This is a genomic window from Pseudonocardia lutea (assembly GCF_042658055.1).
Classification (GTDB): Bacteria; Actinomycetota; Actinomycetes; order Mycobacteriales; family Pseudonocardiaceae; genus Pseudonocardia; species Pseudonocardia lutea.
This window is the reverse complement of record NZ_JBHSQK010000097.1, coordinates 3,740-18,855: the sequence shown is the minus strand read 5'-3', so window position 1 is coordinate 18,855 and position 15,116 is coordinate 3,740. Positions and strand designations below refer to the sequence as shown.

Annotated in this window: 10 protein-coding genes; 3 read left to right on the top strand and 7 right to left on the bottom strand. The window is 76.1% G+C overall.

The window, feature by feature from the left end; translation table 11 throughout:
- A partial coding sequence (locus tag ACFQH9_RS28740) for a solute symporter family protein (protein ID WP_379570984.1) occupies nucleotides 1-846 on the top strand: 846 nt, incomplete at its 5' end.
- A gap of 105 nt (nucleotides 847-951) precedes the next feature.
- Here the strand turns inward: ACFQH9_RS28740 and ACFQH9_RS28735 are convergent.
- The 3 genes from ACFQH9_RS28735 to ACFQH9_RS28725 form a co-directional block, all read right to left on the bottom strand.
- A complete protein-coding gene (locus ACFQH9_RS28735) occupies nucleotides 952-4,281 on the bottom strand; it encodes an ATP-dependent helicase (RefSeq protein WP_379570982.1) in 3,330 nt (1,109 codons plus the stop codon).
- Between the two features lie 75 nt (nucleotides 4,282-4,356).
- Nucleotides 4,357-5,286: a glycoside hydrolase family 16 protein gene (locus tag ACFQH9_RS28730; RefSeq protein WP_379570980.1), complete on the bottom strand. Its 930-nt coding sequence runs from the start codon at nucleotides 5,284-5,286 to the stop codon at nucleotides 4,357-4,359.
- Nucleotides 5,287-5,478: 192 nt separating this feature from the next.
- Entirely contained in the window at nucleotides 5,479-9,003 is a 3,525-nt protein-coding gene (locus ACFQH9_RS28725) for an ATP-dependent helicase (RefSeq protein WP_379570978.1), read from the bottom strand.
- Between the two features lie 151 nt (nucleotides 9,004-9,154).
- Here ACFQH9_RS28725 and ACFQH9_RS28720 point away from each other — a divergent pair, with 151 nt between their 5' ends.
- The gene (locus ACFQH9_RS28720) at nucleotides 9,155-9,928 is read left to right on the top strand and encodes an alpha/beta fold hydrolase (RefSeq protein WP_379570976.1); all 774 of its coding nucleotides are present in this window, start codon (nucleotides 9,155-9,157) and stop codon (nucleotides 9,926-9,928) included.
- A complete protein-coding gene (locus ACFQH9_RS28715; RefSeq protein WP_379570974.1) occupies nucleotides 9,928-10,206 on the top strand; it encodes an MGMT family protein in 279 nt (92 codons plus the stop codon). The genes ACFQH9_RS28720 and ACFQH9_RS28715 overlap by 1 nt, the downstream gene beginning before the upstream one ends.
- A 373-nt stretch (nucleotides 10,207-10,579) precedes the next feature.
- Here the strand turns inward: ACFQH9_RS28715 and ACFQH9_RS28710 are convergent, their stop codons facing one another.
- From ACFQH9_RS28710 to nirB, 4 genes are all read right to left on the bottom strand, one after another.
- A complete protein-coding gene (locus ACFQH9_RS28710; protein WP_379570972.1) occupies nucleotides 10,580-11,410 on the bottom strand; it encodes a sirohydrochlorin chelatase in 831 nt (276 codons plus the stop codon).
- The gene (locus ACFQH9_RS28705) at nucleotides 11,407-12,585 is read right to left on the bottom strand and encodes a uroporphyrinogen-III synthase (RefSeq protein WP_379570970.1); all 1,179 of its coding nucleotides are present in this window, start codon (nucleotides 12,583-12,585) and stop codon (nucleotides 11,407-11,409) included. Before ACFQH9_RS28705 ends, ACFQH9_RS28710 begins: the two co-directional genes overlap by 4 nt.
- A 47-nt stretch (nucleotides 12,586-12,632) precedes the next feature.
- Nucleotides 12,633-13,004, bottom strand: coding sequence for a nitrite reductase small subunit NirD (gene nirD, locus ACFQH9_RS28700; protein ID WP_379570968.1), 372 nt, complete (start codon nucleotides 13,002-13,004; stop codon nucleotides 12,633-12,635).
- Nucleotides 13,001-15,116, bottom strand: a 2,116-nt coding sequence (nirB, locus tag ACFQH9_RS28695) for a nitrite reductase large subunit NirB (protein ID WP_379570966.1), incomplete at its 5' end; no start/stop codon positions are given. The genes nirD and nirB, both read right to left, overlap by 4 nt.

The following is a 15,116-nucleotide window of genomic DNA, read 5'->3' as shown; positions in this document are numbered from 1 at the left end:
GCCGGCCTGCCGCACATCCTGATGCGCTTCTACACCGTGCCCACGGCCAAGGAGGCCCGCCGCTCGGTGACCTGGGCGATCTGGCTGATCGGCATCTTCTACCTGTTCACGCTGGTCCTCGGCTACGGCGCGGGCGCGATCGTGGGTCCGGACGCGATCAAGAAGGCTCCCGGCGCGGCCAACTCCGCGGCCCCGCTGCTGGCGTACGAACTGGGCGGCACCGTCCTGCTGGGCCTGATCGCGGCCGTCGCGTTCGCGACGATCCTGGCGGTGGTCGCCGGGCTCACGATCACGGCGTCGGCCTCGTTCGCGCACGACATCTACGTCAACGTGATCAAGCACGGCCAGGTGCAGGACGAGCAGCACACCGAGGTGAAGATCGCCCGCCGCACGGCGGTCGTGATCGGCATCGTCGCGATCCTCGGCGGCATCCTCGCCAACGGGCAGAACATCGCGTTCCTCGTGGCGCTGGCCTTCGCGGTCGCGGCCTCGGCGAACCTGCCGACCATCCTCTACTCGCTGTTCTGGAAGAGGTTCAACACCAACGGCGCGCTGTGGAGCATCTACGGCGGTCTCGCCATCACGCTGGTGCTGATCGTCTTCTCGCCGGTCGTGTCCGGGAAGCCGGTCGACCCGGCCACCGGCCGCAGCAACTCGATGCTGCAGGGCGTGGACTTCCACTGGTTCCCGCTCGACAACCCGGGCCTGGTCTCGATCCCGGCGTCCTTCCTGCTCGGCTACCTCGGCACGGTGCTGTCGAAGGACAAGGCGAACAAGGAGAAGTACGCGGAGATGGAGGTCCGCTCGCTCACCGGTGCCGGCGCCGAGAAGGCGGTCGCGCACTGAGCCGGACCTGAGCTCGCACTAGGGAACCATGATGCGATTCCGGGGGCGCCTGGATCGCATCATGGTTCCCTGCTGCTTTCCGGAGCCCCGGTGTCGCGCGCGAGCTCAGGCGCGCTCGGGGAGGCTCCGGATCATGGCGTGCAGCTCCTCGGCCCTCTGCAGGTCGGCGGGCCGGAGGGTGACGCCCTCGCGCACGTAGTGGAACGCGGCCCGCACCTTCTCCGGCGGCACCTCCGCGAGCGCCGCCCAGGCCAGCCGGTACACCGCGAGCTGGACGCCGACGGCCTGGCGGCGCGACTCGTCCGGCACCGCACCCGTCTTCCAGTCCACGACCGTGAACCCGCCGTCCGGGTCGGCGAACACCGCGTCCATCCGGCCGCGCACGGCCACCCCGGCCAGCACCGTCTCGAAGGACACCTCGGCCTCGACCGGCACCCGGTCGGCCCACTCCGAGGCCAGGAAGGCCTCCTGCAGCTCGGCCAGCTCCGCGTCCGACGACTCGCTGGCGCCCTCGTCCGCCGCGCCGGGCAGCTCGTCGATGTCGAGCAGGTGCTCCGCCCCGAACCGCTGCTCCAGCCAGGCGTGGAACGCGGTGCCGCGGCGGGCGTGCGGGTTCGGCGGCAGCGGCAGCGGGCGGCGCAGCCCGGCGGCGAACGCGTCCGCATCGGCCGCGAGCTCGACGAGCTGGCTCACCGACACGTGCCCGGGCAGCGCCACCGAGGGGCGGGCGATCCCGGCGGCCCGCTCGGCCAGCAGCACGTCGACGTCGGCGGCCCAGCCCTCCGGGTCCGGTTCCTCCCTCGGCTCGGGCTCGATGTCGAAGCTCAGCTGGTCGGTCTCGCGGGCCCGGCGCCGCTCGGCCCGCCGCGCCCGCTCCTGCGTGCGGAGGGCCTCGCGGACCAGCTCGGCGCCCTCGTGCACGGCCCCGGCACGCGGGCCGAGCGGGTTCGCGGGCCACTCCGCGGTGACCTGCTCGGCGAGCACCGGGTTCTCGGCGCCCTCCTCCGGCGGCTCCGCCCACACCTCGGGTTCGGCGATCGCGCGCAGCTCCTCGAGGAACGGCGAGGGCCCGCGCGGCTTCGACCCCGTGGCGCCCCAGTGGTGGCCCGAGCAGAGCAGGACGTGCTCGGAGCGGGTGAGCGCCACGTAGAACAACCGCCGCTCCTCGGTCCTGCGGCGTTCCTCGAGGGCGGCGTCGTGCTCGTCGAGCGCCAGCTCGACCTGCTTGCGGTCCGGACCGGGCGGGAGGTACAGGCCGGGCAGGTCGTCCGCGTCCCCGCGCAGCGGGACCGGCAGCTCGGCCACACCGGTCAGCCACGTGCCGGACATCCGCCGCCCCGGGAAGACCTGCGCGACCAGGTGCGGCACCGCCACGACCTCCCACTCGAGGCCCTTCGCGGCGTGCACGGTGAGGATCTGCACCCGGTCCTCGGCCACCTCGACCTCGCCCGGCGAGAGCCCGTCCTCGGCCTTCTCCGCGGTCTCGAGGTAGTCGAGCAGGGCGGGCAGGCTCGCCACCTCGGCGCCCGCCGAGAAGTCGGCGACGACGTCCGCGAACGCGTCGAGGTGCGCGCGGCCGGCGGGCCCGGGCCGGGCCGCGGTCTCGACGTCGAGCAGCAGGACCCGCTCGACGTCGGCCACCAGGTCGGTGAGCGGCGCCGACGCCCGCGACCGCAGCCAGGACAGCTCGCGCGCGAGCCGGGTGATCCGCGCGTACCCGGCCGGGGAGTACCGCTCCGGCTCGCCCGGGTCGTCCAGCGCGTCGACCAGGCCCGCCTGCTCGGCCTGCTCCCCCGGCAACGCGCCGAGGGCGAGCTCCTCCGGCGGGAGCGGGCCCCGCCGCGAGGGCAGCGGCGGCACCAGCTCGCGGGCCCGCGCCCACAGCGCGGCCAGGTCGCTCACCCCGAGCCGCCAGCGGGCACCGGTCAGCAGCCGCACCGCCGCGGGCCCCGCCAACGGGTCCGCCACGATCCGCAGCGCGCTGACCAGGTCGCGGACCTCGGGCGTGTCGAGCAGGCCGCCCAGCCCGACGACCTCCACCGGCAGCCCCCGGGCGCGCAGCGCCGCGGCGAGGGCGTCCATGTCGCCGCGGCGGCGCACCAGCACCGCCGAGGTCGGCGGGGCCTGCCCCGCCGCGTCCCGGGTGCGCCAGTGCTCCGCGATGCCCTCCGCCACCCACTCGACCTCGGCGACGACGTCCGGGTGCAGCGCCACCCGCACCTCGCCGGGCACCGCCTGCGGACCGGGTCGCAACGCGCCGACCGCCACGGAGTCCGGCGCGGTGCGCAGCGGCTCGGACACGGCGTTGGCCAGGTCGAGCACCTCGGCGGGATTGCGGAAGCTGGTGAGCAGCCCGTACTCGCGGGCGGGCTCGCCGCCCGGGCGCGGGAAGTCCGTGCGGAAGCGGGTGAGGTTGCCGGCGCTCGCGCCGCGCCAGCCGTAGATGGACTGGCAGGGGTCGCCGACCGCGGTGACCGCGAGCGGCTCCTCCCGGACCGGCTCGCCGGGGATGCGGCCGAACAGCGCGCGCAGCAGGACCCGCTGGGCGTGCCCGGTGTCCTGGTACTCGTCGAGCAGCACGGCCCGGTACTGCGCCCGCTCGATCGCGCCGACCTCGGGCCGGGCCTCCGCGACCCGGGCGGCGATCGCGAGCTGGTCGGAGAAGTCCATGGCGCGTTCGGCGGACTTGCGCCGCGCGTACTCCTCGACGAGCGGCAGCAGCTCGGCCCGCAGCCGCTGCGCGTGCATCCGGTCGCGGTACTTCTGCGACGGCTCGGCCCGCTGGCGCTTGCCCGGCGGCGCGTTCTCCATCACGGCCAGCACGCCCGCGGTGAAGGAGCGCAACCGCTCCGGCTCGACGAGGTGCTCCCCCAGCTCCCCGGCCAGGGCGAGCAGGTACCCGGTGACCGTGGCCGGCACCCGGTCGACCTCCAGGTCCGCGGCCCAGGACGAGACGACGCGGTGCGCGAGCTGCCACGCCGCCGTCTCGCCCAGCAGCCGCGACGCCGGCTCGGCGGGCAGCCGCAGCGCGTGCTCGGCGACCAACCGGCCCGCGTAGGCGTGGTAGGTCGCGACGGTCGGCTCGCCCGCGAGCAGGGCGGCGCGCCGGCCGCCGCCGGGGTCCAGCTCGTCGAGCAGCGGGGAGCCGGCGAGGCGACGCAGCCGCGAGCGGACCCGGGTGCCGAGCTGCTGCGCGGCCTTGCGGGTGAAGGTGAGCCCGAGGACCTGCTCGGGCAGCACCTGCCCGGTCGCCACGAGCCAGACGACGCGGGCGGCCATCGTCTCCGTCTTGCCCGCGCCGGCCCCGGCCACGACCAGCGCGGACTCGGGCGGCGCGGCGATCACCGCGGCCTGCTCCTCGGTGGGCGGCGGCAGCCCCAGGGCGCGCGCCAGCACCGCGGGCGCGAGGCCCGTGTCCGCGGGGGCGAGGGTCACGTCACCTGTCTACCCGACCGCACCGACAGATCGGCCCCGGGCGGGCGGCGGTGTCCGGCGCGGGCGACGACGGGCTCAGGCGGCCTGTCCGGGCAGTGCCGAGACCCGCAGGTAGTCGACCTGCAGCCGCGTCTCGGCCGGGGTGGTGTCGTCCGGCGCCGCCATCCAGTCCTTGGCCGGACCCTGGTCGAGCTGAATGGTCGCGTGCATCGGCGTGGTCGGGATCATCGCCTTGTCGGTGGTCTCGAAGGTCTTCCTGCCGTCGATGTAGGCGGTGAGCCGGTCCGGCAGCCACTCGAACACGAAGGTGTGCCACTGGGAGAAGTCGCCCTTGGTGGCGTCGCCGAACGTCTTGTTGGCCGAACCTCCGTAGTGGATGATCGTGTGCGCCAGGTCCCGGTTCTCGCCGGGGACCTCCATCATGTCCAGCTCGCCGTCGTCCGGCCACTTCTCCGAGTCCGGCCACAGCAGGATCGCCGAGCCCCAGCCGCGGCCCTTGTCGGTGCGTGCGCGGAACTCCCAGCGCCCGTACAGCTGCCCCTTCGAGTGGGCGACGCCGCCCGAGACGCCGCCGTCCCCGGGCCGGGCGGTGATGGTGAGCGCGCCGTCGACCACGGACACCGCGTCGGAGCTGCGCCGGCCGTTGCCGAACGCGCCCTTGGAGTCGTAGGTGCCCCAGCTGCCCTTGTCGAGGGAGCCGCCGGTGAACTCGTCGCCTCCCACGGGCACCCAGGCGACACCGGACGAGGCGGCCGCGGCCTGCCGGGCCGCGTTCGGCGCCGCCTTCCTCGGGGTGGTCGGCGTCGGCTTCGCGGTGGTGGTCGGGGCCGGCGTCGGCGGGGCCGAGGAGGTCGGCGGGGGTGCCGTGGTCGGCGCGGCGAGCACGGCACCCTGCGAGGAGTCGGGGGCGGCGGTCAACTCGGGTTCGGCCGCGGAGCCGCACGCGCTGAGCACGACGGCCAGCAGGCCGGCGATGCCGACCGCACGGACGCGTTGGCGGGACACGGGGAGCCTCCAGGAACCGGACCGCCACGCGACGACGCGGGGAGCAGCGGCGCGACGGGATGAACACAAGGGGGACGCGCCCGAACCTAGCGTCGCTCCACGGCCGGGTGATCGCCGATACTCCGAGCGGACGCAGGGGCGCGGTGCACGGTCGTGGCAGGTCGGGCGGGGTGGGCGGACGGTCCGCCCGGCTCACTCCTCGACCACCGAGCGACCCGACTCGACGGCGGGGCAACTCGCCCGGACGGGGCAACGGTCGCAGTCCGGTCCGACGCGTGCGACGTAGGCCGGGCCGGAGGTCTCCCTCGCCGCCTCCCACACGACGTCCCGCCACCGGGCCGCGGCCTCGGCGTCGAGCGGGGGCTGGACCGGCTCCTTGGGCGAGCCGGTCGCCTTCCGGTCGGCCACGAACACCAGGCGCGCACCACCGGGCACGGCGCCCTCCCCGACCAGGTCGGAGAAGGCGCCCAGGGTCGCGGCGAGCTGGTAGACCGCGAGCTGTGGGTGCTCCGCGGCCGAGGCGGCGCTGACCGCGGTCCGCCCCGTCTTGACGTCGACGACGACCGGGCGGCCCTCCGCGTCGACCTCCAACCGGTCGACGCGGCCACGCAGCCGCACCGCGGGCCGGGGCCTGCCGACCTCGATCTCCTCCGGGTCGTCGCCCTCGATGTCGAGCTGCACCGGGTGCTCGACCGCGACGAGCCGCAGCCCCTGCGCCCGGCTCTCCCGGAGCCACTGCTGGTAGCCGGCGAGCATGCCGCGGACCCGGGCCAGCTCGCGGCGGCCGAACCAGGGTGCACCCGCGTCCAGCCGGGCCCACGCGGTGCGCAGCGCGGCGTCGAGCTCCGCCGGGTCGGCGCCCGCGGCCTCGGCCTGCACCAGGGCGTGGACCAGCGAGCCGGTGACGGCCGAGAGGGCTCCGGTCTCGTTGCCGCCGTGCCGCTCCAGCACCCAGCGCAGCGGGCAGGACAGGATCCGCTCGATGTCCGACGGCGAGACGGGCACGATCTCGCCCTCCGGGCGCAGCGGCGCGTCGGCGGAGGGCTCGGGCAGGCCGTACCAGTCGTCCGGGTGCGCGCCGGGCACCTTCTCCGCGGCGAGCCGGGCCAGCTGGGCGGCCGCGCGGCGGCGCCTCGCCGCCCGCTGCGGGTCGCCGTGGTCCGCCTCGGTGACGGCGCGGCGCAGCTCGCCGACCAGCTCCGCCAGGACGAGCGCCCGGCCGGGCCGGAAGGTGGTCCTGCCCTCGGACGCGTCGGCCGGCAGCGGGTCGAGCTCGTCGAGGAAGCGGGAGGGCTGCTCGTCCTCCGCGTGCACCGCGCTGACCATCAGGGTGCGACGGGCGCGGGTGCAGGCGACGTAGAACAGCCGCCGCTCCTCGGCGAGCAACGGCGCCACCCGGGACACCGCCGCCTCGGCACCGGTCGGCTCGGCGACCCCGGCGACGACGTCGACCAGCCGCTCGTTGCCCAGCAGGCTGCCGCGCAGCCGCAGGTCCGGCCAGCTGCCCTCCTGCACTCCCGGGACCGCGACGACCTCCCACTCGCGGCCACGGGCGGCGTGCGCGGTGAGCAGCGCGACCGCGTCCTCCCGCGGGGCGCCGGTCGTCTGGGTGTCGCCGGGCAGGTGCTGGTCGCCCAGGTACTCGGCGAACCCGGCCACGTCCGCCCCGGGGAGCCGGTCCGTGTAGCGGGCGGCGGCGTCGAACAGGGCGAGGACGGCGTCGAGGTCGCGGACGGCGAGGGTCACGACCGGACCGCCGCGGGCGCTGGCGGCGGCCCAGCGGCGGGCGAGGCCGCTGCGCTGCCACACCCGCCAGAGCACCTCCTCGACCGTGCGGCCCTCGCCGGCGGCCTCGGCGGCCGTGGCGAGCAGGGCCGAGACGGCGCGCAGGGGCGCGCTGTCGCCGGGCGGGAGCGCGGTGAGCGGGTCGGGCCGGCCCGCCGCGGCCGCCCGGAGGGCCTCGACCAGCAGCGGGTCGCTGCCGACGCGCTCCACGTCCTCCGCGGAGAGGTCGTACGGGTCGGGGGTGGTGCCGTCCGGCGCGGCTCCGTCCGGTGGGGTTCCGTGCGGTGCCGCCGGCCCGTCCGACGGGGTGTCGGCGGGCGCGGGATCGGTGCCGGGGGTCCGGGCGCGGCGGCGCCGACCCTCCTCCCCCGCGGCGTGCAGCCGGAGCAGGCCTCGGCGCAGCCGGCGCATCCGCATCGGGTCGCCCGAGCCGAGCGCCGAGGTGAGCAGCGCGGTGGCGGCGTCGGCGTCGATCTCCTCGGGCCGGGTGGCGGCCCGCAGGATCAGCAGGAACGGCAGCACGGCGGGCTGGCGCGCGAGGGGCAGCTCCTCGGGTGGCGCCGCGATGGGCACGCCCGCCGCCACCAGCGCACGCCGCAGCGCGGGCAGGGTCCGCCGCGCCGACCGGGACAGCACCGCCATCTCCGACCACGGCACGCCCTCGACGAGGTGCGCGCGGCGCAACGTGTCGGCGATCCAGGCCGCCTCGGTGGCGGCCGAGGAGAACGTCCGGACCAGCACGGACCCGGGATCCGGGAGCTCGTGCGCGGGGTGGTCCGTCCGGGACGGGGCGATCCGCAGCCGCCCCTCGCCCGATCCGGCGAGCCTCGACGCGAGCCGCGCACCGGCGGCGCGTACCGCGTCACGCTGCCGGTGGTCGACGGTCAGCACGGCGGTGGGCGCGTCGACCGCGCGCAACCCGTCCGGGTCGGCACCGCGGAACCCGAGGACCGCCTGGTCGGGATCGCCGGCGATCAGCGCGCTGGTCGCGGTGCGGGCCAGCACCCGGACCAGCTCGAGCTGCTGGGGGTCGAGGTCCTGCGCGTCGTCCACCAGGAGGTGGCGGACGCGCTCCCGCTCGGCGTGGAGCAGCTCGGGGTCGAAGGCCAGCGCGTCGAGCGCCGCCGCGACGAGCTCCGCGGAGTCGAGCGCGGGCGCGGTCGCCTGCGGGGCCGCCCCGCCCGCCGCGCCCCGCAGCAGGATGACCTGCTCGTAGGTGCGGAAGAAGCGGCCGGCGGCCTCCCACTCCGGCACCCCGTGGCGCTCCCCGAGGGCGACGAGCTCCTCGGGCCCGAGCCCGCGCTCCTCGGCGCGCAGCAGCAGTTCGCGCAGCTCGGCGGCGAAGGCGGGGATGCCGAGCGCGGGCCGCAGCCGCTCGGGCCAGCCCGAGCCGGGGACGCTGCCGTTCCAGTTCGCGATCTCGCCGGCCAGGAGATCCCGGACCACCGCGTCCTGCTCGGCGCCCGCGAGCAGGCGGGGCGGCGGGTCGCCCGCCCGCGCCGCGTGCAGCCGCATGATCCCGAACGCGTACGAGTGCACCGTGCGCACGAGCATCTCGCGCGAGGTGCGGGCCTGGATGGCGGTGGCCGCGGGATCGTCCGGGTGGATCCGGCGGACGATCCGCTCCCGGAGGTCCGCCGCCGCGCGGCGGCTGCCGACGAGGAACAGGATGCGGCCCGGGTCCACGCCGGCCCGGACCCGCCGCGCCACGCTCTCCAGCAGCACCGTGGTCTTGCCGGTGCCCGGCCCGCCGATCACCCGCAGCGGGCCGGCCCCGTGCTCGACGACCCGCCGCGCCGCCGCCTCCCACTCCGGCTCGGGCGTGGTGGGCCGGGCCGGGCGGACCAACAGCGGGCCCTCGGCCGCGCTCGCCCGACCGCCGCCGACGGGCAGGCCGTCGACCGCGGCACGGCGGGCGGGATCGGGACTCACGCCGACGATTCGACCACGCCCCACCGACAATCCGTGTGGGGTGGGCAGGGGGCCGGCGCTCGTGATCCGTCCGGGCGTCACAGTGCTGCCGCTCCGACAGCGTTCCGGTGACGCCCACCGCGATCACGGACGGGGGTGGCACGATCACTCCGTGCCCGACGCTCCCCTCCACGTCCACCTCGCCGGCGACCCCGACGGTCCACCGGTGCTGGCCCTGCACGGTGTCACCGGGCACGGCCTGCGCTTCCGCCCGCTCACCGGGGCCCTCCCGGCGCTGCGCTGGCTCGGGGTCGACCTCCGCGGGCACGGGCGCTCGCCGTGGGTGCCGCCGTGGAACCTGGAGCAGCACGTCGCCGACGCCCTCGGCGTGCTCGACGCGCACGGGATCGACCGGGCGGCCGTCGTCGGGCACTCGTTCGGCGGGGCGATCGCGACCCACCTCGCCCGCACCGCACCGGAGCGCGTCACGAAGCTCGTGCTGCTCGACCCGGCGATCGGGCTCGACCCGCAGGACATGCTCGAGACGGCGGAGGAGTCGCGGGCGGACGAGTCGTTCCCGGACAGGGAGGCGGCCCGGGCGGCCAAGGCGGAGAGCTGGCAGGGGGTGCCGGCGGAGCTGGTCGACGCCGAGGTCGAGGCCCATCTCGAGCAGCGGGACGGCGCCTGGCGGTGGCGCTACTCACGAGCGGCGCTGGTCGCGGCGTGGGGCGAGATGGCGCGCGAGGCCGTGGTGCCGCCGGCCGGGCGGCCGACCCTGGTGGTGCCGGCGACCCGGGCCGACTTCGTCTCGGAGAAGTGGCTCGAGGCCTGCCGGGCCGAGCTCGGCGAGCAGCTCACGGTCATCCCGGTGGACACCGGGCACATGCTGTACCTGGAGCGGGGCGCGGAGGTCGCGGAGCACCTGCGGGGCTTCCTGGAGGACTGATGGACGAGGAGACGCTCGAGCGGGTGCGCGCCGTCGTCGCCGCGATCCCGCCGGGTGCGACCAGCACGTACGGGCGGGTCGCCGCCGACGCCGGCATCCCCGGCCGGGCGCGTCTCGTGGGCCGCATCCTCGCCGAGGACGGTCACGACCTGCCCTGGCACCGCGTGCTGCGCGCGGACGGCACCTGCGCCCCGCACATCGCGCAGGAGCAGTCCGCGCGGCTGCGCGCCGAGGGCGTGCTCCTCGTCGACGGCCGCCTCCCCCGCGACCGCGGCTGATCAGCGACGCCGCGCCTCGGGGCTGACGACCCTCCGCCACTGCAGGAGCCCGCCGAGCACACGAGCACCGCTCCCACGACCGCACCCGTGATCAGGGAAGGGCTGCGACAACGGTCCGTCGACGAGCCGGGAATGCACGCGGCCAACGATCACCCCGCCGCGCAACTCCTCGACCGCGCCCCTGATCAGCAGCACTGTGCGGCGACGGTCCTCCGACCAGCCGCGAAGGCACGCAGCCAACGATCATCTGCAGCGCGACTCTCGGCCGCGCCCATGATCAGCGACGGTGTGCGGCAACGGTCCTTCGGCCGGCCGCGAACGCACACACTCGACGATCATGCGACCACGGAAAGCAACAGCCGGTGAGTGAACGTCAGGCCGCCAGCCGGCCGCTCTCGACACCCGCGCGGTAGCGCTCGACCACCGCAGCGACGACGTCCGGGTGTGCGCCGAGCGGGTCGCCCACGGCGTCGGCGCCCGCCGCGCGGATCCGGGTGTGGAACACCCCCGGCGCGAGCAGCCAGGAGACCACCGAGATCCGCTCGGAGCCGGCCCGGCGCAGCCCGTCGACCAGGGCGTCGATCCGGGGTGCGGCGGTGGCGGCGAACCCGGTCCGCACGCCGCGGCCCAGCGCGTCGGCCAGCATGCGGCCGGCGGTCCGGACCTCGGCCAGCGCCGCCGCGTCGGAGGAGCCCGCCGCCGCCAGCACGACCGTGTCGCCGGGCCGGTGCCCGGCGTCGGCCAGCCGGGCCAGCGCTGCGCGGACCAGCAGCGGATCGGGGCCGAGCGCGGGCGTGACGACGAACCGGTCCGGCCCGGCGCCCACCTCGCCGAGCTGCGCCGGAAGGTCCGTGCGCACGTGGTAACCGGAGGCGAGGAAGGCGGGCAGCACCACGGCGCCGTCGAGCCCGCGCACGGCGTCGGCGACGGCCGGGCTCCGGACGTCGACGTACCCGACCCGCACCTCGACACCGGGTAGCGCGGTGCGCGCCCCGGCGGCGATCTCCTGCACGACCGCGTCGGCGGCGTCGGAGCGGCTCCCGTGCGCGACCAGGACCAGCGGCCGCAGGCCCGCGCCCGGGCACTCCCCCGGCCCCGGACCCGACAGCGACCCCCGACTCGACAGCGACCCCGGTGCCGACAGCGGATCCGTCGGCGGCCCCGGCAGCGAGCCGTGCTCCGACGACCTCGTCCCGTTCCTCACCGCTCGTCCCCGGACACGCAGTGCCCGCCCAGCGGCGACGGACCCGCGCTGGGGTCGAGCGCGAGCCGGTACCCCCGCTTGACCACGGTCTGGATCAGCTTCGGCACGCCCAGCGCCGACCGCAGCCGGGCCATCGCCGTCTCGACGGCGTGCTCGTCGTCGCCCCCACCGGGCAACGCGCGCAGCAGCTCCGCCCGGGACACCACCCGCCCCGGACGCCGGGCGAGCGCCCGCAGCAGGGCCATGCCCGTGGGCGGCACCGCCTTGAGCTCGCCGTCGACCAGCGCGGCGTGCCCGCGCAGCTCGAGCCGGTGCCCGGCGACGGGCAGCCGGCGGGCCCGGGCCGGAGCCTCGGCCTCCAGCGCGCGGACCATGGCGCCGAGGCGCGAGCGCTGCGGCTGCAGCGTCGGGACGTCGACGGCCTCCAGCGGCGCAGCCGTGACCGGCCCGACGCACACGACCAGCACGGGGCCGCGCAGCGCCGCGACCAGCTCCTCCCGCAGGCCCCGCTCGGTCGCACGGGCCAGCAGGCTCGCCGCCGCGGGGGCGCTGGTGAAGGTCAGCATGTCGACGCCGCCGCCCAGCACGAGATCGGTCAGCCGGTCCATCGGGGCCAGGTCGGCGGGCGGCACCCACCGGTACACCGGCACCTCGACGACCTCGGCGCCGGCCATCTCGAGGGCCTCGACGACGTCCGGCAGGGGTTCGCCGTGCAGCTGGACCGCGATCCGCCGCCCGGCGACCCCCTCCTCCAGCAGGTGGTCCAGCACCTCGGCCGAGGACTCCGACGGCGGGGACCACACCTCCGTGAGCCCCGAGGCCCGGATCTGCCCGCGCGCCTTGGGACCCCGGGCCAGCAGCTCGCCCCGGGACAGGGCGGCCAGCAGGTCCTCGCCCATCCCCCAGCCGTCGGCGGCCTCGATCCAGCCGCGGAAGCCGATGCCGGTGGTGGCGACGGTGACGTCCGGCGGCCGGGCGATCAGGTCCCGGGTGCGGGCCTCGAGCTCGGCGTCGTCGGCGAGGGGGACGATGCGCAGCGCCGGACCGTGCTGCACGCACGCCCCCCGACGCTCGAGCATCGTGCCCAGCTCCTCGGCCCGGCGGGCCGCCGTGACGCCGACGGTGAAGCCCGCCAGCGGCGGGACCTGCGCCTCGGTGGTGGTGGGGGCGCTCATCAGCCCATTCTCCGGTACGTCGGGGTCGGGACCGTAGGCCGGAGTGGTCACCGCAACCCGATCTGCACGAGCCCCGCGTGCAGCCGGACCGGGTACGCCGGCACGGAGACCCCGGGGGCGTCGAGGCAGCGGCCGTCGACCAGGCTGAACGACTCCTTGTAGACGGGCGAGGCGACGGTCGGCTCCCCGCCCCGGTCCCCGACGATGCCGCGGGACAGCACGGCGGCGCCGGACCTGGGGTCGATGTTGCCGATCGCGTACAGCTCGCCCGCGTGCGTGCGGAAGAGCGCGACCTGCTCGTCGCCGAACAGGGCTGCGACCCCGCGCTCGGGCTGCAGCCGCTCCAGCGGGCACGCCGTCTCCCAGCGCAGCGCCGGGTCCGTGGTGTCCGTGAGCGGGCGCTCGTCGGTCGTGGTCATCGCTGGACCTCCTGACGGCCGAACGCGGGCACCCCGATCAGGACGGGCTCGGGATCGCCGGCCCGCGGCGCCGGAAGGGGCTGGCCCCGTTCGGTCACGAACGAGATGGTCGGATCGGGCGTCGCGGGATCGTTGACGAACGAGACGTAGCGCTCCAGCTTCTTCGGGTCCTCGAGGACCCCGCGCCACTCGTCGGCGTAGTTCTCGACGTGCCGGGCCATCGCCGCGTCGAGCTCGCCGCAGATGCCGAGCGTGTCGTCCACGATCACCTCGCGCAGGTGGTCGAGCCCGCCCTCCAGCTCCTCCAGCCACGGCGCGGTGCGCTGCAGCCGGTCCGCGGTGCGGATGTAGAACATGAGGAACCGGTCGATCGTGCGGACCAGGGTCTCCTGGTCCACGTCCTGCACGAGGAGCTGGGCGTGCCGCGGCGTCGCGCCGCCGTTGCCGCCGACGTAGAGGTTCCAGCCCTTCTCCGTGGCGATCACGCCGAAGTCCTTGGACCGGGCCTCGGCGCACTCGCGCGCGCAGCCCGAGACGCCGGACTTGAGCTTGTGCGGGCTGCGCAGTCCGCGGTAACGCAGCTCCAGCAGCACCGCCATGCCGACCGAGTCCTGCACGCCGTAGCGGCACCAGCTCGACCCGACGCAGGACTTCACCGTGCGCAGCGACTTGCCGTAGGCGTGCCCGGACTCGAACCCGGCGTCCACCAGGCGCTTCCAGATCGCGGGCAGCTGCTCGACGCGGGCGCCGAACAGGTCGATCCGCTGGCCGCCGGTGATCTTGGTGTAGAGGCCGAAGTCCCGCGCCACCTCGCCGATCACGATCAGTCCCTGCGGTGTGATCTCGCCGCCGGGGATCCGCGGCACCACCGAGTAGGTGCCGTTGCGCTGCATGTTCGCGAGGAAGTGGTCGTTGGTGTCCTGCAGGGTGGCCTGCTCGCCCTCGTGGATGTGGCCGTTCCCGAGGCTGGCCAGGATCGACGCGACGGCGGGCTTGCAGAGGTCGCAGCCGCGGCCCCGGCCGTGGGACTCGACGACCTCCGAGAAGGTCCGGATCCCGGTGCTCGCGATGATCTGGAACAGCTCGGCGCGGGAGAAGTCGAAGTGCTCGCAGAGCGCCTTCGAGACCTCGACGCCCTCGTCCACCAGCAGCTTCTTCAGCAGCGGGACGCAGGAGCCGCAGCTCGTGCCGGCCTTGGTGCAGGCCTTGAGGTCCGGGACCGTGCACGCGCCGCCCCCGACGGCCTCCTTCAGCGCGCCCTTGGTCACGGCGTTGCAGGAGCAGATCTGGGCGGAGTCCGGCAGGGCGTCCGCCCCCAGCTCGACGCCGCCGGGGGCGATCATCGCGACCGGGTCGGCCGGGAGCGTCATGCCGACCATCGGGCGGAGCGTGGAGTACTTCGACGCGTCGCCGACCAGCACGCCGCCGAGCAGGGTGTGTGCGTCGTCGGACACCACGAGCTTGGAGTAGGTGCCCGCCACCGGGTCGTTGACGACGACCTCGAGCGCGCCCTCGGAGGCCGCGTGCGCGTCCCCGAAGCTCGCCACCTCGACGCCCAGCAGCTTGAGCTTGGTCGACATGTCCAGCTCTTCGGGCGTCATCGTCGCCCGCCCGCCGAGCAGCCGGTCCGCGACGACCTCGGCCATCGCGTAGCCCGGCGCGACCAGGCCGTAGGTGCGGCCCTCCAGGGCCGCGACCTCGCCGATGGCCCAGACGTGCGCGTCCTCGGTGCGGCAGGTCGCGTCCACCCAGACGCCGCCGCGCTCACCGAGGCGGAGCCCGGCCTCGCGGGCCAGCGAGTCGGCGGCCCGGATGCCCGCGGAGAAGACGACGACGTCCGCGTCGAGCTCCACCTCGTCGGACAGCGTGGCGACCAGCCGGTCCCGCTCCTCGCGGATGCCGGTGACGGCGACACCGGTCCGCACCGCGATGTCCTGCCGGGTCACGAGGTCGCGCAGCAGGGCGCCGCCGCCCTCGTCGACCTGCACCGGCATCAGCCGGGGCGCGATCTCCACGACCTGCGGGGACAGCCCGAGCAGGCGCATGGCCCGGGCGGCCTCCAGGCCGAGCAGCCCGCCGCCGACGACGACCGCGGAGCGCCGGCCGGGGCCG

What these genes read in the sequence shown, in the direction of transcription:
- ACFQH9_RS28715 (WP_379570974.1), top strand. Translation starts at nt 9,928, where the DNA reads ATGGACGAGGAGACGCTCGAGCGGGTGCGCGCCGTCGTCGCCGCGATC.
- nirD (WP_379570968.1), bottom strand. Translation starts at nt 13,004, where the DNA reads ATGACCACGACCGACGAGCGCCCGCTCACGGACACCACGGACCCGGCG.
- ACFQH9_RS28705 (WP_379570970.1), bottom strand. Translation starts at nt 12,585, where the DNA reads ATGAGCGCCCCCACCACCACCGAGGCGCAGGTCCCGCCGCTGGCGGGC.